Source organism: Streptomyces sp. NPDC002698, from assembly GCF_042888945.1.
GTDB lineage: Bacteria > Actinomycetota > Actinomycetes > Streptomycetales > Streptomycetaceae > Streptomyces.
On record NZ_JBIAQM010000020.1, the window covers coordinates 60251 to 81183 of the forward strand.

At 71.6% G+C, this 20933-nt stretch carries 20 protein-coding genes; 12 read left to right on the forward strand and 8 right to left on the reverse strand.

Annotated elements, in window-relative coordinates; all coding sequences use genetic code 11:
- Nucleotides 1–11 precede the first annotated feature (11 nt).
- Complete coding sequence (locus ACFYW9_RS25830) at nucleotides 12–437, reverse strand: VOC family protein (protein ID WP_389154791.1); 426 nt, start codon at nucleotides 435–437, stop codon at nucleotides 12–14.
- A 157-nt stretch (nucleotides 438–594) separates the two neighbouring features.
- On the opposite strand from ACFYW9_RS25830, the gene ACFYW9_RS25835 reads away from it, so the two are divergent.
- Complete coding sequence (locus ACFYW9_RS25835; RefSeq protein ID WP_389154794.1) at nucleotides 595–987, forward strand: hypothetical protein; 393 nt, start codon at nucleotides 595–597, stop codon at nucleotides 985–987.
- Entirely contained in the window at nucleotides 984–3449 is a 2466-nt protein-coding gene (locus tag ACFYW9_RS25840; RefSeq protein ID WP_389154797.1) for a DUF4132 domain-containing protein, read from the forward strand. The genes ACFYW9_RS25835 and ACFYW9_RS25840 overlap by 4 nt, the downstream gene beginning before the upstream one ends.
- Here ACFYW9_RS25840 and ACFYW9_RS25845 read toward each other — a convergent pair whose 3' ends face one another.
- The 6 genes from ACFYW9_RS25845 to ACFYW9_RS25870 all read right to left on the reverse strand — a co-directional run bounded on the left by ACFYW9_RS25845 (nucleotide 3450) and on the right by ACFYW9_RS25870 (nucleotide 8389).
- Entirely contained in the window at nucleotides 3450–4061 is a 612-nt protein-coding gene (locus ACFYW9_RS25845) for a Uma2 family endonuclease (protein WP_389154800.1), read from the reverse strand.
- Between the two features lie 154 nt (nucleotides 4062–4215).
- Nucleotides 4216–4995 carry a succinate dehydrogenase iron-sulfur subunit gene (locus ACFYW9_RS25850; protein ID WP_351868494.1) on the reverse strand — a complete coding sequence of 260 codons (780 nt, stop codon included), beginning with the start codon at nucleotides 4993–4995 and terminating at the stop codon, nucleotides 4216–4218.
- Complete coding sequence (sdhA, locus tag ACFYW9_RS25855; RefSeq protein WP_351868497.1) at nucleotides 4995–6749, reverse strand: succinate dehydrogenase flavoprotein subunit; 1755 nt, start codon at nucleotides 6747–6749, stop codon at nucleotides 4995–4997. The genes ACFYW9_RS25850 and sdhA overlap by 1 nt, the downstream gene beginning before the upstream one ends.
- A gap of 23 nt (nucleotides 6750–6772) precedes the next feature.
- On the reverse strand, nucleotides 6773–7264 hold the full coding sequence (locus tag ACFYW9_RS25860) for a succinate dehydrogenase hydrophobic membrane anchor subunit (RefSeq protein ID WP_329301336.1): 492 nt from the start codon (nucleotides 7262–7264) through the stop codon (nucleotides 6773–6775).
- A gap of 5 nt (nucleotides 7265–7269) precedes the next feature.
- Nucleotides 7270–7650 carry a succinate dehydrogenase, cytochrome b556 subunit gene (sdhC, locus tag ACFYW9_RS25865; protein ID WP_103550164.1) on the reverse strand — a complete coding sequence of 127 codons (381 nt, stop codon included), beginning with the start codon at nucleotides 7648–7650 and terminating at the stop codon, nucleotides 7270–7272.
- 148 nt (nucleotides 7651–7798) lie between these two features.
- Nucleotides 7799–8389 (reverse strand): 2-oxo-4-hydroxy-4-carboxy-5-ureidoimidazoline decarboxylase, encoded by a 591-nt coding sequence (locus ACFYW9_RS25870; RefSeq protein ID WP_389154932.1) that lies wholly within the window; start codon nucleotides 8387–8389, stop codon nucleotides 7799–7801.
- Between the two features lie 409 nt (nucleotides 8390–8798).
- Between ACFYW9_RS25870 and ACFYW9_RS25875 the strand changes: the two genes are divergently transcribed.
- From ACFYW9_RS25875 to ACFYW9_RS25910, 8 genes are all read left to right on the forward strand, one after another.
- Nucleotides 8799–10430, forward strand: coding sequence for a glycoside hydrolase family 20 protein (locus ACFYW9_RS25875; RefSeq protein WP_389154806.1), 1632 nt, complete (start codon nucleotides 8799–8801; stop codon nucleotides 10428–10430).
- A 173-nt stretch (nucleotides 10431–10603) separates the two neighbouring features.
- Nucleotides 10604–11401, forward strand: a complete 798-nt coding sequence (locus tag ACFYW9_RS25880) for a DUF4328 domain-containing protein (RefSeq protein WP_389154809.1) — start codon at nucleotides 10604–10606, stop codon at nucleotides 11399–11401.
- Nucleotides 11402–11580: 179 nt separating this feature from the next.
- Nucleotides 11581–12153 carry a hypothetical protein gene (locus ACFYW9_RS25885; protein WP_328448990.1) on the forward strand — a complete coding sequence of 191 codons (573 nt, stop codon included), beginning with the start codon at nucleotides 11581–11583 and terminating at the stop codon, nucleotides 12151–12153.
- 176 nt (nucleotides 12154–12329) lie between these two features.
- Nucleotides 12330–12710 (forward strand): hypothetical protein, encoded by a 381-nt coding sequence (locus ACFYW9_RS25890; protein ID WP_328448988.1) that lies wholly within the window; start codon nucleotides 12330–12332, stop codon nucleotides 12708–12710.
- Between the two features lie 196 nt (nucleotides 12711–12906).
- On the forward strand, nucleotides 12907–13524 hold the full coding sequence (locus ACFYW9_RS25895; RefSeq protein WP_351868510.1) for an RNA polymerase sigma factor: 618 nt from the start codon (nucleotides 12907–12909) through the stop codon (nucleotides 13522–13524).
- 291 nt (nucleotides 13525–13815) lie between these two features.
- Nucleotides 13816–14625 carry a hypothetical protein gene (locus ACFYW9_RS25900; RefSeq protein ID WP_389154814.1) on the forward strand — a complete coding sequence of 270 codons (810 nt, stop codon included), beginning with the start codon at nucleotides 13816–13818 and terminating at the stop codon, nucleotides 14623–14625.
- A 546-nt stretch (nucleotides 14626–15171) separates the two neighbouring features.
- Nucleotides 15172–15834 carry an RNA polymerase sigma factor gene (locus tag ACFYW9_RS25905; protein WP_326785903.1) on the forward strand — a complete coding sequence of 221 codons (663 nt, stop codon included), beginning with the start codon at nucleotides 15172–15174 and terminating at the stop codon, nucleotides 15832–15834.
- On the forward strand, nucleotides 15834–16922 hold the full coding sequence (locus ACFYW9_RS25910) for a hypothetical protein (RefSeq protein ID WP_389154817.1): 1089 nt from the start codon (nucleotides 15834–15836) through the stop codon (nucleotides 16920–16922). The genes ACFYW9_RS25905 and ACFYW9_RS25910 overlap by 1 nt, the downstream gene beginning before the upstream one ends.
- 420 nt (nucleotides 16923–17342) lie before the next feature.
- Here ACFYW9_RS25910 and ACFYW9_RS25915 read toward each other — a convergent pair whose 3' ends face one another.
- Nucleotides 17343–18224, reverse strand: a complete 882-nt coding sequence (locus tag ACFYW9_RS25915; RefSeq protein ID WP_389154821.1) for a L,D-transpeptidase family protein — start codon at nucleotides 18222–18224, stop codon at nucleotides 17343–17345.
- A gap of 286 nt (nucleotides 18225–18510) precedes the next feature.
- Between ACFYW9_RS25915 and ACFYW9_RS25920 the strand changes: the two genes are divergently transcribed.
- Nucleotides 18511–20091, forward strand: a complete 1581-nt coding sequence (locus ACFYW9_RS25920) for a methylmalonyl-CoA mutase (protein WP_389154823.1) — start codon at nucleotides 18511–18513, stop codon at nucleotides 20089–20091.
- A 191-nt stretch (nucleotides 20092–20282) separates the two neighbouring features.
- Nucleotides 20283–20933: a leucine efflux protein LeuE gene (leuE, locus tag ACFYW9_RS25925; protein WP_351868525.1), complete on the forward strand. Its 651-nt coding sequence runs from the start codon at nucleotides 20283–20285 to the stop codon at nucleotides 20931–20933.

Consider the following 20933-nt stretch of genomic DNA (forward strand, 5'->3'; position numbering starts at 1 on the left):
GTCGCCCCCCGCTAGCGCCGGGCCCCGCGGGCGAGTTCGGGCCGCTTGGTGTAGTCCGTCAGCCCGATGACATTGCCCCAGGGGTCCGCGAACTCGACCGTCCAGCCGGTGGCGCCGGAGAAGGGCCCGTCGAGGGTCGCGACGTCCGCGGCGGCCAGCGAGCGGGCCGCCGCGCGGGCGTCCGGCACCTCCAGCCACAGCCGCGGCGACGCCCACGGCGGAGGCCGGTGGCTCAGCTCCTCGTCCAGCCGCAGCAGCACCCCGGGCGTCTCCTTGCCCACCTTCAGCACCGCGATCCCGGCCTCGTCCAGCCGGAACGCCGGCGGAAACCCGGCGCGCTCGTAGAAACCCACGGCCTCGCCGAGATCCCCGACGGACAGCAGCACGTTGTCGAGCCCGAGCAGCTCGGGCATTCCCTGTGACACGTCATCTGACATGTCATCAGGTTAGGAGCGCGCCACGCCGGGACGCCGAAGGGCTGACCGCGGGCCGAACGTGTGATCACCCGTTGAGGCGAAGCGCCGTCCGGTCCCTCCGGGCCGCCGGATCGGGGACGGCGACCGATTGTCAGTGGGGGCTCGTACTGTCGTCCGCATGGGAATGGTGATGTTCGTCGACGAGACGACCAGTGGGAGCCGGGGCGCCGGCTGGGGGCTCGAGATCGCCGAGGAGCGGCTCGCGGTGCGCGAGCTGATCCGGCGGCGGGTCTTCCAGGAGGTCGCCGAGTACAACGCGGACACGCCGGAGGTGTTCCAGGGGCTCGTGCAGCCCGAGAACACCGAGCGGGTGCTGAACGGCTACGCGCTGCGCACGCCCCGCCGGATCGACCCGGAGGCCCAGACCGGGCTGGCGCTCAGGGCCTTCGCCGGGAACGGCTTCCTGGTGCTCGTGGGGGAGCGTCAGGTGACCGACCTCGACGAGGAGATCGAGCTGGTCCCGGGCACCGAGGTCACCTTCCTCAAGCTCGTCGCGCTGGTGGGGGGATGACGATGGGCGGCACCGGACGGTGGGGGCAGCGGATCCGTGAGCGGGTGGCCGAGGGCAACATGGGAGAGCTCGCCACCGAGCTCCTCAAGATCGCCGTGGCCAACAGGAACCACTGGGGCGGGGGTTGGGACGAGGTTCTCGACGCGCTGCGGCCGCTGTCCGCCGAGCAGCGGACCAGGCTGTCCGGCGCGCTGGTGGAACGCTATGACTCGGTCGGCGGGAAACCCGCCGCGCAGATCAACGTGCTGACCCTGGTCGGCGTCGTCTCCCGCGGTCTTCCCGGGGACCCGCTCGCCGCCGAGCGGCTGCGGCACCTCGACGGACTCGGCCGGCAGTACTACTACGGGTACGGGGTGCGCATGGACGTACTGGCCGAGGCCGAGCTGGCGGCCGGCCGCCGGCTGGCCCCCGCTGTCGTCGCGGTGTTCCGCCGCGCGGGCGTGGACGCCTACCGTCCCGATCACGTCGTGGAGTTGATGAGGAAGGTCACGGAGCCCGTCCTCAACGTCGGTGAGGAATGGGCCGAGCAGGCCATGGAGGACGGCTCCGGCCCCGGCTGGCAGGCACTGCTCACCCACCTGACGACCGCCACCGCCTCCAAGCCCTCCGCCAGGTGGGACAAGCGGGCCCGCCTCCTCGTCGAACCCCTGGGCGCCGACAGCGTCCGCGCCGCCGCGGTGTCCTGGCTCGCCCTCGTCGGCCGCCCCCGGACGTTCCCGCTGGACGGCCAGGTCCACGGCTCGGACATGAACGACGTCTACGACCCCTGCAACGCCGACGCCCTGCGCGGCCTCGCCTGGCTGGTCTCCCTGCTGCCGCCCCACCCCGACACCGCACGCGCCCTCGGCGCACTCGTCGAGACCTCCCTGAAGAAGGTCGCCGGACTCGGCCCGCGCAATCCGAAGGTCGCCAACGCCGCCGTGTTCGCGCTGTCCCGCCTCGGCGGCGAGTCCGCCCTCGCCGAACTGGCCAGGCTCGCCACCCGGGTGACGTACAAGATCACGGCGAGGCTCCTCGACGGCGCGCTTCAGGACCGGGCCACCGCCCTCGGTCTGAGCCGGGAGGAGATCGAGGAACTGGCCGTCCCGGCGTACGGGCTCACCGAGGTCGGCCGGGCGCGTCACACCCTCGGTGAGATCACCGCGCTTGTCGAGGTCCAGGGCTCACGCGCCGCGCTGAACTGGCGCAACGCGAGCGGCAAGGCCGTCAAGAGCGTGCCCGCCGCCGTACGGCGCGACCACGCCGAGGAGCTCAAGGAGCTCAAGGCGGCCGTCAAGGACATCGACAGGATGCTCTCGGCGCAGACCGAGCGCCTGGACCGGCAGTTCCTCGGCCGGCGCACCTGGGCGTACGACACCTGGCGCGAGCGCTACCTCGACCACCCCCTCGTCGGCACCCTCGCCCGCCGCCTCCTGTGGACGGTCGACGGCACGCCGGTCGGGTTCGCGAACGGCGAGCTGTCCACCCTGGCCGACGCCCCGGTGACGTCGGGCCAGGAGGTCACCCTCTGGCACCCGGCCGGCCGCGAGCCCGCCGAGGTCGTCGCCTGGCGGGACTGGCTGGAGCGGCACGAGATCACCCAGCCCTTCAAACAGGCCCACCGCGAGGTCTACCTCCTCACCGACGCCGAGCGCTCGACGGGCACGTACTCGAACCGGTTCGCCGCGCACATCGTGCGCCAGCACCAGTTCAACTCCCTGGCCGCCGCCAGGGGCTGGCGCAACAAGCTCCGCCTCTGCGTCGACGACGAGGCACCCCCGGCCACCCGGGAACTGCCCCGGTGGGGGCTGCGCGCCGAGTACTGGATCACCGGTGACGGCGAGTACGGCGAGGACACCACCGAGTCCGGCAGCTATCTGCGGCTGCGCACCGACCAGGTGCGCTTCTACCCGATCGGCGCCCCGCAGAACTCGGCGCACTGCTGGGGCGGCGAGTACCGCATGCGGCTGGGCTCCGACGAGGACCCCGTCGAGCCCCTGCCGCTCACCGGGATACCGCCGCTCGTCCTGTCCGAAGTCCTGCGCGACGTCGACCTGTTCGTCGGAGTCTCCAGCGTCGGCAACGACCCGACCTGGCAGGACGGCGGCCCCGGCGGCCGCTTCCAGGAGTACTGGGCGTCGTACGGCTTCGGCGAACTGACCGAGACCGCGCAGACCCGACGCGCCCTGCTCGACCGGCTGATCCCCCGGCTGGCGATATCCGACCGTTGCACCCTGGAGGGCCGCTTCCTGCACGTGAAGGGCGAGCGCCACACGTACAAGATCCACCTGGGCTCCGGCAACATCCTGATGAGCCCGAACGACCAGTACCTGTGCATCGTCCCGAAGTCCGCCGCGGGAAGCCTTCTGACCGGCTATCTCCCCTTCGAGGGGGACCGGATGCTGGCGGTGATCCTCAGCAAGGCGATGCTGCTCGCGGACGACCTGCGGATCACGGATCCGACGATCCTGAGTCAGCTGTGATCAGGAAGCCGGCTCGTGGCCGCCCGCTGCGAGGATCTCGGCCACGTCGAGGGTCACCTTGGCGCCGAGGGAGTCGGGGAGAGTGACGATTTCGCCGGGGGCGTGGACGCGGTGATTGCCGTATCCGCCCTCGGCCGGGTCGGTGAGCACGTGGAGGCGCTGGTGCTTGCGGTCGACGATGACGTACACGGGCACGTCGGCGCCGGCGTACGCGGAGACCTTGGTGCGCAGATCGGACTGGTAGTTGCTGGACGTGACTTCCAGGACGAGGCGGAAGCAGATGGGGTCGTAGCAGTTGTTCTCGACGAGGTGCTCTTGGAAGTCGGCGTCCACCAGAGCAAGGTCCGGGACGGCGTAGTCCTCCGCGCCGGACGGCAGCCAGAGCCCGATGCCCTGGAGCACCTGTGACTCCGCTCCGTGCAATCCGGCTGCCAGGAACGGGAGCATGAGGTTGGTCAGCGCACTGGCGTGGGCACCGTCCGGCGGCGGGGACACGAGGATCTGGCCTCCGATGATCTCGACGCGGTAGCCCGGGTTGCGGTCCATGAGACGGTTCGCCTCCGCGATCAGCGGACGGTCGTCGTGGGGCCGCTCGACGGATGCTGCGGACATCGCGTGCCTCCTGTGGGCTGGTGTCGAGAGCATCATCGTAGGCCGGGCGGACCGCACGTGTCCGTTTCATGCCGCGTCACTGATCGTGGCCCGACACGCCGAAGGGCCCCGCTCCCAGGAGGAGCGGGGCCCTTCGGACACAGCGGAACGGCCGTCAGAAGCGGCGCGTGATCAGCGCGCGCTTGACTTCCTGGATCGCCTTGGTGACCTCGATACCGCGCGGGCAGGCGTCCGTGCAGTTGAACGTCGTGCGGCAGCGCCACACACCGTCCTTGTCGTTGAGGATCTCCAGGCGCTGCTCCCCGGCCTCGTCACGCGAGTCGAAGATGAAGCGGTGGGCGTTCACGATGGCGGCCGGACCGAAGTACTGGCCGTCGTTCCAGAACACCGGGCAGGACGACGTGCACGCCGCGCACAGGATGCACTTGGTGGTGTCGTCGAACCGCTCGCGGTCCTCGGCCGACTGCAGACGCTCGCGCGTCGGCTCGTTGGTCTCCTTCGTGATGAGGAAGGGCATCACGTCGCGGTACGCCTGGAAGAACGGGTCCATGTCGACCACGAGGTCCTTCAGCACCGTCAGGCCCTTGATGGCCTCGACCGTGATCGGCTTCGCGGGGTTGAGGTCCTTGATCAGCGTCTTGCAGGCCAGACGGTTCTTGCCGTTGATCCGCATGGCGTCCGAGCCGCAGATGCCGTGGGCGCAGGAGCGGCGGAAGGTGAGCGTGCCGTCCTGGTCCCACTTGATCTTGTGCAGCGCGTCGAGGACACGCTCCTTGGGGTCGATCTGGAGCTGGAAGTCTTCCCAGACCGACTCCGCCGAGACCTCCGGGTTGAACCGGCGGATGCGGAACGTGGCGGTGATGTAGGGGGAGTCGGCGAAACCGGGCTCGGGTGTGCCGGCCGCGTCCGCCTTGTCCAGAGTGGGAGTAGCCATCAGTACTTACGCTCCATCGGCTGGTAGCGGGTCTGGACGACCGGCTTGTAGTCGAGACGGATGGACTCGGTGCCGTCGTCGCCGACCTCGCGGTACGCCATGGTGTGGCGCATGAAGTTGACGTCGTCGCGGTTCGGGTAGTCCTCGCGGTAGTGACCGCCGCGGGACTCCTTGCGGGCGAGCGCGGACACGGCCATGACCTCGGCCAGGTCGAGCAGGTTGCCCAGCTCGATGGCCTCGAGGAGGTCCGTGTTGAACCGCTTGCCCTTGTCCTGGACCGAGACGTTGAGGTAACGCTCGCGCAGCTCCGCGATCTTCTCGACCGCCGTCTTGATCGTCTGCTCGGTGCGGAACACCATCACGTTGGCGTCCATGCACTCCTGGAGCTCACGGCGGATGTCGGCGACCCGCTCGGTGCCCGTGGAGTTGCGCAGGCGCTCGACCTGGGACACGACCTGGGAGGCCGGGTCCTCGGGCAGTTCGAGGTAGCCGGCCTTCGCCGAGTACTCCGCGGCCGCGATGCCGGCCCGGCGCCCGAAGACGTTGATGTCCAGCAGCGAGTTCGTGCCGAGACGGTTGGCGCCGTGCACGGAGACACAGGCGACCTCACCGGCGGCGTACAGGCCCGGAACGACGGTGGTGTTGTCCGAGAGGACCTCACCCTGGACGTTCGTCGGGATGCCGCCCATGGCGTAGTGCGCGGTGGGCTGGATCGGGATCGGGTCCGTGTAGGGCTCGATGCCGAGGTAGGTGCGCGCGAACTCCGTGATGTCGGGCAGCTTGGCGTCCAGCTGCTCCGGCGGGAGGTGCGTGAGGTCGAGGTAGACGTGGTCGCCCTCGGGACCGCAGCCGCGGCCCTCACGGATCTCCGTGTAGATGGAGCGCGAGACGACGTCACGGGACGCGAGGTCCTTCATGACCGGCGCGTACTTCTCCATGAAGCGCTCGCCGTCCTTGTTGCGGAGGATGCCGCCCTCACCGCGGGCGCCCTCCGTCAGCAGGATGCCCATGCGCCAGATGCCGGTCGGGTGGAACTGGAAGAACTCCATGTCCTCCAGCGGCAGCCCGCGACGGTAGACGGCCGCCTGGCCGTCACCCGTCAGGGTGTGCGCGTTGGAGGTCACCTTGAAGAACTTGCCGGTGCCGCCGGACGCGTAGATCACGGCCTTCGCCTGGAAGACGTGGATCTCGCCGGTCGCGAGCTCGTAGGCGACGACGCCCGCCGAGTGCTTGACGCCGTCGACCTCGACGATCAGCTGGTCGAGGACGTAGAACTCGTTGAAGAACTCCACGCCCTCCTTCACGCAGTTCTGGTACAGCGTCTGGAGGATCATGTGACCGGTGCGGTCCGCGGCGTAGCAGGACCGGCGGACCGGGGCCTCGCCGTGGTTGCGGGAGTGACCGCCGAAGCGGCGCTGGTCGATCGTCCCGTCGGGCGTCCGGTTGAACGGGAGGCCCATCTTCTCCAGGTCGAGGACCGCGTCGATGGCCTCCTTCGCCAGGATCTCGGCGGCGTCCTGGTCGACCAGGTAGTCACCGCCCTTGACCGTGTCGAAGGTGTGCCACTCCCAGTTGTCCTCCTCCACGTTGGCGAGCGCGGCGGCCATGCCGCCCTGCGCGGCGCCCGTGTGGGAGCGGGTGGGGTAGAGCTTCGTCAGCACGGCGGTGCGGCTGCGCTTCGTCGACTCGATGGCGGCGCGCATGCCGGCGCCGCCGGCGCCGACGATGACGGTGTCGTACTTGTGGATCTTCATGAGTGGTTGCCTCAGCCCCGTGCCTAGCGGATGTTCGGGTCGAAGGTGAAGATCACCAGCGTGCCCAGCAGGATCGTGAACACCGTGGCGGTGTACAGCAGGCCCTTCAGCCACAGGCGCGTGTTGGCGCGCTCCGCGTAGTCGTTGATGACGGTACGCAGGCCGTTGGAGCCGTGCAGCATGGCCAGCCACAGCATCGCGAGGTCCCAGGTCTGCCACCACGGGCTCGCCCAGCGGCCGGCCACGAAGGCGAAGCCGATCTTGGAGACGCCGCCGTCGAGGACGAGCTGGATCAGCAGGTGGCCGAGGACCAGGACGACCAGGACGATGCCGGACAGGCGCATGAAGAGCCAGCCGTACATCTCGAAGTTGCCGCGGGTCGACTTCGGGGTCTTCTTGGTGCGCTTGCGCGGCGCCTCGATGAACGGGGCCGGGTTGTCGACGCTGTAGGCCGAGTAGTCTCCGGCGCCCTCCACGGGGCCGATGCCGGAAGCGGCGGTGTCAGTAGTGGACATCTGCGTCAGCTCCCGAATACTTCGCGGAATGCGTGACCGAGGACGGGGTAGAGCGCCCCGAACATCAGCACGACCCAGATACCGACGACGGACCAGAGCATCTGCTTCTGATAGCGCGGGCCCTTGGACCAGAAGTCGACGGCGATGACACGCAGGCCGTTGAGCGCGTGGAAGAGGATGGCGGCCACGAGGCCGTACTCCAGCAGCGCGACGATCGGCGTCTTGTACGTGGCTACGACCTTGTCGTAGGCCTCGGGGGAGACACGGACGAGAGCGGTGTCCAGCACGTGTACGAACAGGAAGAAGAAGATGAGGACGCCGGTGACTCGATGAGCCACCCAGGACCACATTCCTTCCCGGCCGCGGTACAGCGTTCCAGCCGGCACGGAAGAACCCTCCGGGAGCGGGGATTGGGGCCGCGCCGGCTTCTCTGTCGGTCGGGCCCGGCCGGGTACGGTCCACCGGCCCCGGCCATCGTAGCGACGTGTTGTCGGAACGCTTGCAGCGGGCCTATCAATGTGATCAAACTGGCAATCAATCAGGCACGTTCGGGCTATTCCGGGCGCCGGACATCGGCGATTCGCGTCGGTGGGCGAACTGACGGACGAGTCGGGTCAGCCGGCCGCGGGCCAGTCTGCGCAGCTCGTCGGCGGTGATGACCCGCTCCTCCTCCGGGTCGTTCGCCAGGCGTGACCGGATTCCGACGAGCACCTGGTCGAGAGCCTCCCCCGGAGTGAATTCGTCCAGACAGATGACGAACACATGCCCGAATCTGCTCTCGTACGCGGCGTGCGCGGCGCTCAGCGCGGTGTGGGCGGCGGAGTACGCGCCCTCCGGCAGCGGTGTGAGCGATTCGCCGGCCAGGGCTTCCGCCAGGTCGGCGGGGGTCAGGTCGTACGCCGCCTCGTCGGCCGCGGCCAGCAGCGCGCCGAGGTCCGGGTACGGGCGGTGGTCGGCCAGACGGTGGACCCAGCGCAGGCTGCGGCAGCAGGTGAGCAGGGCGCGGGTGACCTCTCCGGCGGGTGCGGAGTTGAACCCGTCGAGGCGGACCGGGGACGGAACCGCGCTCTTCTGCTCGGGGAGGGCGACCTGGCCGGGGAGGCGTGGGAGACGGTGCGACGTCAGCGTGGGTCCTCGGCGTGGGGGTGGGACGCGCGACGTCCGGTGAGCGTGACGTGCGTGCGATACGTGTGTTTCGGCAGGGGCGTAAGTGAAAGCTGTGCTGCTCACGCTATCGAGGTGTGTCCAGACCTGTCCGACGGATGCCCGGATTTCACCCGCACGGGAGAGTTTCGGAGCGTGCGGTGGACGGTTGCGGTGACGGTCGGGGCAGAGTTTGCGGCGGGAGCGGGGAGCGGGGAGCGGGGAGCCGGTCCGGTGAGGTGTTCCGAAGGGGCGGAAGAGGTGGACACCTCGCGGGGGGAGTACACCTGAAGGGGATACGGCCCGGTGACGGGCCGTGGAGTGGGCGCCGCGAAGCGGGCGCTGTGACGCGAGCGCCGCGAAGCGGGCGCGGTGAGACGAGGGTGGCGGAGTGAGTGGTGGCAGGCGGCGCGCGCCGCGGCGGCGGGCAGGACGGGACGGGCGGGCCAAACTCGTCGCGAGCGGTCTGGCGGTCGCCGGTGTCGTCGCGGTGGCCGTGGCGGTCTGGCCCGACGGGGGCGGGGGGCCGGCCGGAGCGAAGGTGCCGTCCGGTGACCGGTCGGGGGCCGTGTCCGCCGCCAGCCCCTCGCCGACCCGGAGCTACCCCCTCTCCACGGCGCCTCGTACCATCCCCGCCGTACGTGAGCACACCGCGGCCCGCGGTCCCGGCTGGCGCCCGGCCTCCGGTGCCCGGGTGGTCGTGAACGACGAGAACCTCGCCGACGAGGGCAAACTGCTCGCCGGCGAGCTCAAGCTGACGTACGCGGGGCGGACCGCCGCCAGGGCCGGCGACGTGCGGCTCGGCCTCGACAAGGGGAACGCGGGCCCGGAGTCGTACACCCTCACCGTCGAGAACGGCCGGGTCACCGTCACCGGGCCCGCCGAGGCCGGGGTCTTCTACGGCACGCGCACCCTCAAGCAGGAGGTGCACGGCGGCGGTACGGCGCCGGAGGGCGTCGTACGCGACCGGCCCGCGAAGCCGGTCCGCGGGTTCATGCTCGACATCGCGCGCAAGCACTTCACGGCGGCCTGGATCGAGGACCGGGTGCGCGAGCTCGGGGACCTGAAGTACAACCAGCTCGGCCTGCACTTCTCCGACGACCAGGGCTTCCGCATCCAGTCCGACACGCACCCCGAGATCGTGTCGCGGCAGCATCTGACGAAGGCGGAGGTGCGCCGGATCGTCGCCCTCGCGAAGAGCAGGCACATCACCGTCGTGCCCGAGATCGACTCGCCGGGCCACCTCGGCGCGGTCATCGCGGCGCACCCCGACCTCCAGCTCCGCAACGTCTCGGGCGTTCCCGTTCGCGGCGCCGTCGACATCTCCGAGCCCGCCGCGGCGGAGATCGTCGACGACCTGCTCGACGAGTACGCGGGTCTGTTCCCCGGCACCGACTGGCACCTCGGCGGCGACGAGTACCAGGCCCTGACGGTGGCGAACCCGGCGGCGTCCTTCCCGCAGCTGGTCACCGCGGCCAGGAACAGGTACGGGGCGGGCGCGGGCGTCACCGACCTCACGACCGGCTGGCTGAACGACCGCGCCAAGGTGGTCCAGGGGCACGGCCGGACGGCGCGGGCCTGGAACGACGGCTTCTTCCGCGGGGGCACCGTCCAGGCCGACGGCAGCCTCCGGGTGGCGTACTGGACCGGCAAGGAGATCGGGGCCCGGCAGCCGGTGGAGTACCTGAGCACGGGCCGCAAGGTCGTCAACTACAACGACGAGTACCTGTACTACGTCCTCGGCGAACCCCAGACCTTCGTCTACCCGACCGGGCAGCGCATCTACGAGCAGTGGACCCCCCTCGTCCTGCGCGGAACCACCCCGGTCCCCGCGAAGTACGACCCCCAGATCCTCGGCGGCTCCTTCGCCGTCTGGTGCGACCTCGCGAACTCCCAGACCCAGGACCAGGTCGCGGCGGGCATCCGCATGCCGCTCCGCGCCCTGACCCAGAAACTGTGGGACCCCCGTACCCCGTCCCTCTCCTGGACCCGGTTCAGGACACTGGCGGACCAGCTGGGCTGAGCGGGTCACCGGCGACCGGCGCGGTCGGAACGGGTCTGGACGCGGTGACGTGCGGATCCGTATCTTCCGTACTTCTGTTCGCGTGCCTGTTCGCATGCCGGGCGTGACCCCGGGGAGGGGCGCGCCCGGCTTTCCGTGCCGCCGCCGCGGCGCCGTGCATCCGGGGGGATCTCATGACCATGCCGTCAACGCCGCAGCCCGCGCCGGAGGGGCCCGTCTCCGCGCGGCCCCGGGCACGAGCCGCGACCTCGGGGCCTCCCACGCCCTCGCGGCGTCCCCTGCCCCCGCTGCCCCCGCTCCCGTCGCCGCACGGCCCCGCCTCGCTGCGCTCGCCGGTCGCCCTCGGAAGGGCCACCGCGGCGCTGCTCGGCCTGGTGATCGCGGCCGACCTCGGCGGCCTCTGGGCGGACCGCGCGGTGTACGAGGCGACGCGCGTCCTCGTCGGCGGTGTGTCCGACGTCGTCGTCCGGCAGCGCATCGATCACGCGGCCTCGCTCGACACCCTCGCCGTGCGTGCGTACGGGATCGCCCTCGTCGCGGCCGTCGTCGTGTACCTGGTCTGGTTCCGGCGGGTCCGCGTGAACGCCGAGGTCTTCAGCCCCTACGGGCACACCATGTCCCGTGCCTGGGCGAGCTGGTGCTGGTTCGTTCCCTTGGTGCAGCTGTGGTTCCCTCGCCGGATCATGGGAGAGATCTGGGACGCGAGCCGCCCCGCGGGTGCCCGGAACCGGCACGCGCTCCTCAACGCCTGGTGGACGTTCTGGGGGCTCAGGCTGCTGACCGCCCGGCTCTCCTCCGTCGCGGTCGGCGGGGCCGAAACCGCCGAGGAGATACAGAACGCCGCCGTCCGGGCCGCGATCGCCGACGGCGTCGACATCGTGGCCGCCGCCCTCGCCATCGTCGTCGTGCTCAAGCTGACCTGGATGCAGGACCGTAAGGCGCAGGCCGACCCGGTCGCGGTCGAGGGCTGACGCGCGCAGAATGTATGCCGGTTCCGGTGCGAGTGTTTGGCCGAAAACCTGTTCATTCGGCTCCTCGACCGGCAAGGTGGGCTCGCACTGTGACACTCCTGGTCCGTTGCACGCAGTAAGGGGAAGTGCGGGCTCCGTAAGGCAAGGGCGCCCTGTCGAGGCATTTCGAGGGAGTCGTGATGAGTCTGGTGGAACTGATCGCTCGGGCCGACGAGCGAGGTCTGGCAGCCAGTGGTCTGGCTTGTTTGGATCGGTGTGTACCGCTGCTCGGCGGTGACGACGACGTCCTGCGGCCCCTGTGGGCCAGCCTGGCGGAGGCGGACACCTGGGCCGAGTGGGGAACGCGCCTGGAGGAGGCGCGCGCCAAGCTGGACACGGAGGACCCCGAGCCGGCCGTGACCGACGAGGACCACGCCGCCGAACTCGCCCGCGGGATGCTCGAAGCGGTCCCCGCGAAGCCCTCCGAGGACGAGCTGCGGGCCTGGTCCGACGCCTGCTCGGTCGCGGCGCTCCAGGTGCACCGGTTCCTCGACCACGCCGACGACGCCGAGGCGTGCGTGACGGCACGCCGTGAGGGGCGCACCGAGGGAATGTCCCCGCTCGTCGCCGCCGAACTGCGCCGCCAGGTCTCCGTCCTGGAACTGCTCGCCGAGCACGGCAAGGGCGGACTGAGGTTCGCGCTGGACGCGTCGACGGAGGGGCGACGCGTCCTGCGCGCGGTGGTCTCGCGCAGGGCACGCGGACGGGCTTAGTCCCGGGACGAACGCGCGAGGGTGCGCCGGAGGCGGTATGGCTCCGGCGCACCCCAAACCTTGTTCCTGAGGGGTTTGTGTGATCGTTCCGGGGTGGAGATGGCGGTCCTGGGCCGGTGTCGCGAACCCCGGCCCGAACGCGTGACGAATCCGGCCGCCGTCGCGCTCTATCGGGTGTGAACGCAACTCAAGCAACGCGGCCCTCGGCTGCGACGAAGCCCGTTCGCTGGGCGGCCGACACGGTCGCGGTCATGCGCGAGGGCGCCCGGCTGCGCCTCGACTACTCGGCACAGAGCCTGTGGCGCGTGGACCGCGTGATCGACGAGATACGCCGGGACGGCGCCCCGTACGCCGCCGTCGAGAGCGTGCTGCGCGGATTCGGGGCGTACGCCGGTGAGGTGGTCGCCCGTCACGGCGGCGCCGAGTGGTGGGAGACCGGCGGCGAGCACTGGCTCCGTACGCCCGACGGACGACTGTGGGACCCGATCGAGGAGGCCCGCCGCTGCTACGCGGGCGACGGCTCCCTGCGCCTGCTGTGCCGCGAGGCCACCCGCTGAGGGGTGCCCGGGGTCCCGTCGGCCGGGCGGCGAGGGCCCGCGGTGTCCGGCCGCCGGTGCCCGGCCGGTCCGGGCGGAACGCCTGACGGGCTGTGACATTTCCGTGGGGCCCGACGCTGATGACCATGAGGGTGTCGGCGCGGACGGCCGCGCCGGCAGGCACATTCGGGCGAACTCGGTGCGAACGAGGACAGTGTTGGGCCAGGGAGGGGAACCCCGCCGCGCGCGGCCTTACGACGCGGAACTGGGCGTGGCCGTGGCACGGGCGCAGGAGGGGGACGAGGTCGCTTTCGCGGCCGCGTACCGGATCGTGCAGCCCGGACTGCTGGGCTACCTGCGCGGCATCGTCGGCGACGACGCCGAGGACGTGGCGTCCGACGCCTGGCTGGAGATAGCCCGGGACCTGGGACGTTTCCGGGGAGACGGCGCGGGGTTCCGCGGCTGGACCGCGACCATCGCCCGGCACCGGGCGCTGGACCATCTGCGGCGGCTGCGGGTACGGCCACGGGGAACCGCCCTGGAGCAGGACGCGCTGGACCTGCCGGGCAGGCACAGCACGCAGGACGAGGCGCTGGAGAGCCTGTCCACCGAGTACGCCCTCGAACTGCTCGCGGGGCTGCCGCGCGACCAGGCCGAGGCCGTGCTCCTGAGGGTGGTCGTCGGCCTCGACGGGCCGGCCGCGGCGCGGGTGCTCGGCAAGCGGCCCGGCGCGGTGCGCACCTCCGCCCACCGGGGTCTGAAGCGGCTCGCGCGCCAGCTCGGCGTCGCGGGTGTGACGGATGGGGAGTCCCGGACGCTGGGGGAGTCGGGATGAGCAGTACGTCCGGAACGGCCGGCACCGCGCCGTCGTCCGGAACCGAGTCGTCGTACGGCGGAAGGAAGTCGACCGGTGTACGGATGGTGCACGGCGGACGGGCGTCGCGCGGAGGACGGCTGCCGTACGGCGCCGGGCCGCGGTCCGCGGCCGGGGCGCCGGACGGGGTGTCGTCCCGCGGGCGCGGGACGTCGTGCGGAGCACGGGTGCCGTACGGCGTGGAGCGCGGAGCGGAGTCCTGGTACGGCGAGGGGTTGCAGGGCGCAGCGGCAGTTGGAGAGGGAACCGGACGTGGAACCGCACAGGGAACCGGACGCGCAACCGGGCATGGGTGAACGGCACGTCGGCGACGGCGCGGCCTTCGGACCTCGCGTCGCTCCTCCGGCGGACCCCGGCGGCGGAGCGAGCCCACTGGAGGGGCTCCTCGCCGCGGCGGTGCGCGGCCGGGCGGACGACAGGGAGGCGCGGACGCGGGCCGTGGCCGCCTTCCGCGCCGCGCGGGACGCCGGCGCGCACGCCGTGCGCACCCGGCGGCGGGACGACTGGCGCCCCAAGGAGCAGGGGCGGCCGAGCCGTTCGCTGCGAGCCGTGTTCGCCGTACTGCTGGCCGGTCTGACGCTGGGCGGCGTCGCCGTCGCGGCCATCGGACCGATGTCCCACGACGACGCCGGGCAGCGGGACCGGGCCGTGGCCCGTCCCTCGGCCGGCGTCCCCGACCGGTTCCCGGAGGCCGCGGCGCCGGTCGGTCCCGGTGCTCCCGGTGCCTTCGCCCCCGGCGGCTCCGTGAGCCGTCCGCCGCGGGACCGGGACACGGAGGCCCACTGCCGTGCGTACGCGTCGGTGAAGGGCAGGGGCGACGCCCTGGGCGCTCGGGCCTGGCAGCGGCTTGTCGCGGCCGCCGGCGGTGAGGACAGGGTCGAGGCGTTCTGCGCCGAACAACTGGCCGCGCGCGCCGGGACGAAGGGCGCGCGGGGGACGGGGAGCGCGGAGAACGCCGAGGACGCGGGGAAGTCCGGCAAGTCCGGGAAGCCGGACGGGACGTCGGCTCCGCGGAGCCCGGCCGCGACACCGAAGCCGGCGAAGACCAGGAGCGGGCGGTAGGCGCGGAGCGGCCGAGACAGGCGGGGCGGGCGGGGCCGGAAGGCCACCGGGCCGGGCGCCGAGGGCTTCGGCGGGGCGGGGCGGCCGCGAGGGCGACGGGCGCGTCCGCCGGGTGGCGGCAGGCGTTCCCGCCGATGGCAACGGCCGGGGCCGCCACCCCCCACAGGAGAGGCCCCGACCGTCGCGCGGCACGGGCCGCGCGGCGACCCGTACTCTCTACAGCGCCGTGACTGCGTTTTGTGTCACACCTCGCACGGTCACCGCGTAGTTGCAGGTTGTACGAACATGGACGGGGAGCTGTTTCAGGCCGTAACGTGCCTTTCGCGCCGGTGCGGGGAGAGGACGACCGCAACCACGAGGGACCTGGGACCACGACCGTGTGGGCTCGGGAACCACGACCACGTGGGGCCTGGGACCAGAACCGCGTGGGGCAGCAGACCACCACCACGCGGACCTGAGACCACAACCGTCCATCGAGGAACGCACGACGGCGAGAACCCGGTCCGCGAGAGCGGCACCGGTCGAGGCGCAAAGAGGGGCGCGGGGGTGCTGGGGGACGACGCGGAGCTGACCGCCGCGGTACTTGCCGCACAGGACGGGGACGAGACCGCGTTCCGGACTGTGTACCGAGCTGTGCACCCACGCCTGCTCGGATACGTTCGAACGCTGGTCGGTGAGCCGGACGCGGAGGACGTCACGTCCGAGGCCTGGCTCCAGATCGCCCGTGACCTGGACCGCTTCAGCGGGGACGCGGACCGATTCCGCGGCTGGGCGGCGAGGATCGCCCGCAACCGCGCGCTGGACCACATACGGATGCGCGGACGCCGGCCCGCGATAGGCGGCGACGAGACCGAGCTGACCGGCAAGGCGGCCGACTCCGACACCGCGACCGAGGCCATGGAGGCGCTGTCCACCGGCAGCACCCTCTCGCTCATCGCCCAGCTCCCGCAGGACCAGGCGGAGGCCGTCGTCCTGCGTGTCGTGGTCGGCCTCGACGCCAAGTCGGCCGCCGAGACCCTGGGCAAGCGCCCCGGAGCCGTTCGGACGGCCGCGCACCGGGGTCTGAAACGGCTCGCGGAGCTGCTCGGCACCGATCCGGAATCCGTCGGCGCGCTCGACGCCGTTCCCCCGCAACGAGGTTCCCGCACCCGTGCGGTGACGTCCGCCGGTGTGACGCATACGCGTTCGCGGGCGCAGAAGGACATGTGATGGCCGACGAGCAGTACAGGTGGCTGGACCGGGACGCCGCGGAGCGTCTGCTGAACGGGGAGCCGCCGAAAGCCGTCGACCCCGGCACGCGTGAGCAGGTGGACCGCCTCGCCGCGGCCCTTGGCGCACTCACCGCCGGACCCGAGCCGACCAGCGACGAACTCCCGGGCGAGGCGGCCGCGTTGGCCGCGTTCCGCAAGGCGCGCGCGGACGGCGACGGCGCCGCCGCGCAGCTCGGCCACCGCCGCGCGCGCTCCGGCGCGCACGCCGCGGACGCCGGTCTCGTACGGATCGGACGCCCCGCCGCGCACGGACGCCGGACGCGCTGGGGACGGCCCACCCGGTTCGGGCTCGCCGCGGTGCTGGCCGTCGGGATGCTCGGCGGGGTCGCCGTCGCGGCCGGAACCGGAGTCCTGCCGACCCCGTTCACCCGTGAACACCCGGGCCCGGCGGCGACGGTCACGGCGGTACGGACCCCGGACCGTCCGCTCGCCTCGCCCTCACCCTCGCCGTCACCCGGGGTCTCCGGCGGGAACGGCGCCGTGGTGCCGGTGCCTGACGGTCCGTCGGGCACGCCGTCCGAGGCCGCCTCCTCGCCCGCGGGATCCGGCTACGCGAGTGGTCTGCCACGTCCCGACGACACCGGGAACGCCGACCGCACCCGCGAATGGTGGTCCCGGACGCGTTCGTACTGCCGTGACATCCTCGACGGCAAGGACCTCGGCGCGGACCGCAGACGCGTCCTGGAGCATGTGGCGGGCGGCGGCGCCCGGGTGAGGCTGTACTGCTCGGGCGTCCTCGGCCGCGGATCGGGCGGAGGCGCCGGCGGCGACGGTTCGGACGACGGCGGCGAGCAGGGGTCGGGGCACGACTCCGGCCAGGGCGATCAGGGGGACTCGGGCGGCGGTGACGACGACGGCCACCACATAGGGTCGGGCGGCAACCATCCCCGGGACAACGGTGTCAGCGCCCCGTCCGTACGGCGTCCGGGACTGACCCCGCTCCTGCCGGCCGCTCCGACGCGGCCCCCGCTGCCGAGCGCGACGCCGAGGACGACGCCCGGCACGTCGGCCGGCACGTCTTCGTGAACGGCCGTTCCCGCAGGCACTGATCGGGCGACGGACTTCCCGGCCGGCACCCGCTGGCGTGTCGTCAGCCCTGTCGCCGACACGCTGCCGCGCCGTCAGCTCCGCGGCGGACGCCCCGTCACGCTGCCGGCCCCCTCCGGCCCGGCATGCCGTCACGCTGTCAGCTCTCCGGCTCGACACGCCCCGACATGCCCCGGAACCTCTCTGACCTGCGCTTTCGTGTTTCGTTGAAAATTTTATTGGCTGGGTGTGACGTTTTCGGCCGCCGCGACGCAGTACGTGATGAGCCGACTGGTCATCGGCCGTAGCACGGAGCCGGGGTTCCCCCCGTACCCATGGCTCTGTGCAACTGGCGCGGGCGGGACACGTTCCCCCGGTCCCGCCCGCGCCCCACTCCCTCTCCCCTCGCGCAGGGGCCCGTCACCAGTAGACGACGACCTTGTCGCCCGTGCGGACCTGCGCGAACAGCGCCGCCACCTTGCCCTCGTCCCGCACGTTGACGCAGCCGTGCGAGGCGCCGTAGTAGCCGCGGGCCGCGAAGTCCGAGGAATAGTGCACCGCTTGGCCACCGCTGAAGAACATCGCGTACGGCATCGACGTGTGGTAGATCGTCGACACGTGGTGGCGCGACTTGAAGGAGACGCTGAACACCCCTTCGCGGGTGGGCGTGTACTGCGAGCCGAACCGGACGTCCATCTCCGAGACCGTCCTGCCGTCGATCATCCACCGCAGGGTGCGGCTCGTCTTGCTGACGCACAGCACACGGCCCTTCATGCAGCGCGGGTCGGGCTTCGCGGCCGGCTGCCCGCCGTAGGGATACAGCTCCCAGGCGGCCGGTTCGTGCGTCATCCTCCGCAGCCGCTGCCAGGTCACGGCGTCCAGATCACCGGTGCGCGGCAGCCCCCGCTTGCCCTGGAACCCCTTCACGGCCGCGACCGTCCGGGCGTCGTACGTCCCCGTCGGCGGGGTGATCAGCCAGGCGACCTGGTGCAGCCGGGCCTGCGCCCCGCGGACGTCGTCGCCCCGGTCGCCCCGGGACCAGAGGACCTTGGCCGGCTCGGCGGCGGGCCGGTCCCCGTCCTTCCCCCCGCCCGTGGAGCCGGACGTGCCGTCCTCGCCCTTCGAGGGGGAGGCGGGCTTGCCGTCGTCCTTCCCCCTCGCACCGGGAGGCGAGCCGGCCGAACCGTCGACCCTCACCGGCGGCTTCTTCCCCTCCGCGTCCACCGCGTGCGCCGTGCAGCCGCTCACCACGGCGAACACCGCGAGCGCGGCCAGCGATCTCTTCAAGCCGGTCGTACGCATCCGTACCCCTGTTCCACCCGTCCTGTCGTACACGTCAGGCCCCCGTCCCGCCGTCGTGTCACCTGAGATGCTCCCCGCGGGTGACCGGTTGCGAACTGGGCGGCATGTTGGAAGAGAACCACGGAACGAGCCGCCGTACGGCGGAAGGACGGCGGGAAACGAGCTCGCGGACGAGTACCTGGGCGACGTCCCGGCGCGGGTCCCTCCACCAGGTGCGTCCCGGCCACTACAGTCCGTCGCCGAGGTCGTATTCCTGTCATCGGGCCACTCCACGGGAGGCACAGCAATGACGCGCGAATCCGAGTCCGGACTGCCCATCGAACCGCTCTACGGCCCCGAGGCCCTGGACGGCTGGGACCCGGCCGAGAAACTCGGCGCGCCCGGCGGGTACCCCTTCACCCGCGGCGTGTACCCGTCGATGTACACGGGCCGCCCGTGGACCATGCGCCAGTACGCGGGATTCGGTACGGCCGTGGAGTCCAACGCCCGCTACCGGCAGCTCATCGCCCACGGCACGGCGGGCCTGTCGGTCGCCTTCGACCTGCCCACCCAGATGGGCCACGACTCCGACGCCCCGCTCGCGCACGGCGAGGTCGGCAAGGTCGGTGTGGCCGTCGACTCGGTCGACGACATGCGTGTCCTGTTCGACGGGATCCCGCTGGACAAGGTCTCCACCTCGATGACGATCAACGCGCCCGCCGCGCTGCTGCTGCTCATGTACCAGCTCGTCGGCGAGGAACAGGGCGTCCCCGCGGACCGGTTGACGGGCACGGTCCAGAACGACGTCCTCAAGGAGTACATCGCCCGCGGCACGTACATCTTCCCGCCCAAGCCGTCCCTGCGGCTGATCGCGGACATCTTCAAGTACTGCGGGGCCGAGATCCCGAAGTGGAACACGATCTCGATCTCGGGCTACCACATGGCCGAGGCGGGGGCCTCTCCCGCACAGGAGATCGCGTTCACGCTCGCCGACGGCATCGAGTACGTCCGTACGGCCGTCGCCGCCGGCATGGACGTCGACGACTTCGCCCCCCGCCTCTCCTTCTTCTTCGTCGCCCGTACGACGATCCTGGAGGAGGTCGCCAAGTTCCGTGCCGCCAGGCGCATCTGGGCCCGGGTGATGCGGGACGAGTTCGGCGCGAAGAACCCCAAGTCGCTGATGCTGCGCTTCCACACCCAGACGGCGGGCGTCCAGCTCACCGCGCAGCAGCCCGAGGTGAACCTCGTCCGGGTCGCGGTCCAGGGCCTCGCCGCGGTCCTCGGCGGCACCCAGTCGCTGCACACCAACTCCTTCGACGAGGCCATCGCGCTGCCCACCGACAAGTCCGCGCGACTGGCCCTGCGCACCCAGCAGGTGCTGGCCTACGAGACGGACGTGACGGCGACGGTCGATCCCTTCGCTGGCTCGTACGTCATCGAGAGCATGACCGACGACGTCGAGGCGGCGGCCGTCGATCTCATGACGCGGGTCGAGGACCTGGGCGGCGCCGTCGGGGCCATCGAGCACGGCTTCCAGAAGGGCGAGATCGAGCGCTCCGCCTACCGGGTCGCCCAGGAGACCGACTCCGGCGAGCGCGTGGTGGTCGGCGTCAACCGCTTCCAGCTCGACGCGGAGGAGCCGTACGAACCGCTGCGCGTCGACCCGGCCATCGAGGCACAGCAGGCCGAACGCCTCGCCCGGCTCCGCGCCGAGCGCGACCAGGAGGCCGTCGACACCGCCCTCGCCGCCCTGAAGAAGGCCGCCGAGGGCACGGACAACGTCCTGTACCCGATGAAGGACGCCCTGCGCGCCCGCGCGACGGTCGGCGAGGTCTGCAACGCCCTGCGCGAGATCTGGGGCACGTACGTACCGTCGGACGCCTTCTGACCTGGGTATTTCCTTCGTGCGGATGAACGGGGACGGAAGCGGCGCCCGAGCGTTCCGAGCGGGGCCGGAGCGTTCCGGTCCCCGAATCCGCCGGCGTCGCTCCCGACCCCTCCGTGGACACGTTCCTCTACGGTGACTGACCGGCGAGACGCCCCTGCCCGCTGTCGTGACCGCGTGCGACACTCGCTCTCATGCTTGGTGTCATCGATCTCCCCACCTATCTCGCGGGTCTTGTCCTGATCGTCCTCCTGCCGGGGCCGAACTCGCTGTACGTGCTGTCCGTCGCCGCCCGCAAGGGCATCCGTACGGGGTATACCGCCGCCGCCGGTGTGTGGTGCGGGGACACCGTGCTGATGACACTGTCCGCCGCCGGTGTGGCGTCGCTGCTCCAGACGAACGCGGTGCTGTTCAGCATCGTGAAGTACGCCGGTGCGGGATATCTGACCTGGCTGGCGGTCGGGATGCTGCGCGCCGCGCGGGCGATGTGGCAGGCCCGGCGGGAGCCGGTCGCCGAGAGCGCGGAGACCGAGGCGGCGGCGGGGGAGCGGCCGTTCCGGCGGGCGCTGGTGATCAGCCTGTTCAACCCGAAGGCGATCCTGTTCTTCGTCGCCTTCTTCGTCCAGTTCGTCGACCCCGCCTATGCCTACCCGGCCCTGTCGTTCGTCGTGCTCGGCGCCTTCGCCCAGCTCGCGAGCGTCCTCTACCTGACCGCGCTGATATTCGGCGGTACGCGCCTCGCGGCCGCCTTCCGCCGGCGCAAGCGCCTCTCCGCGGGTGCCACGACGGCCGCCGGCGCCCTCTTCCTCGGCTTCGCGGTCAAGCTCACGCTCGCCAGCGCCTAG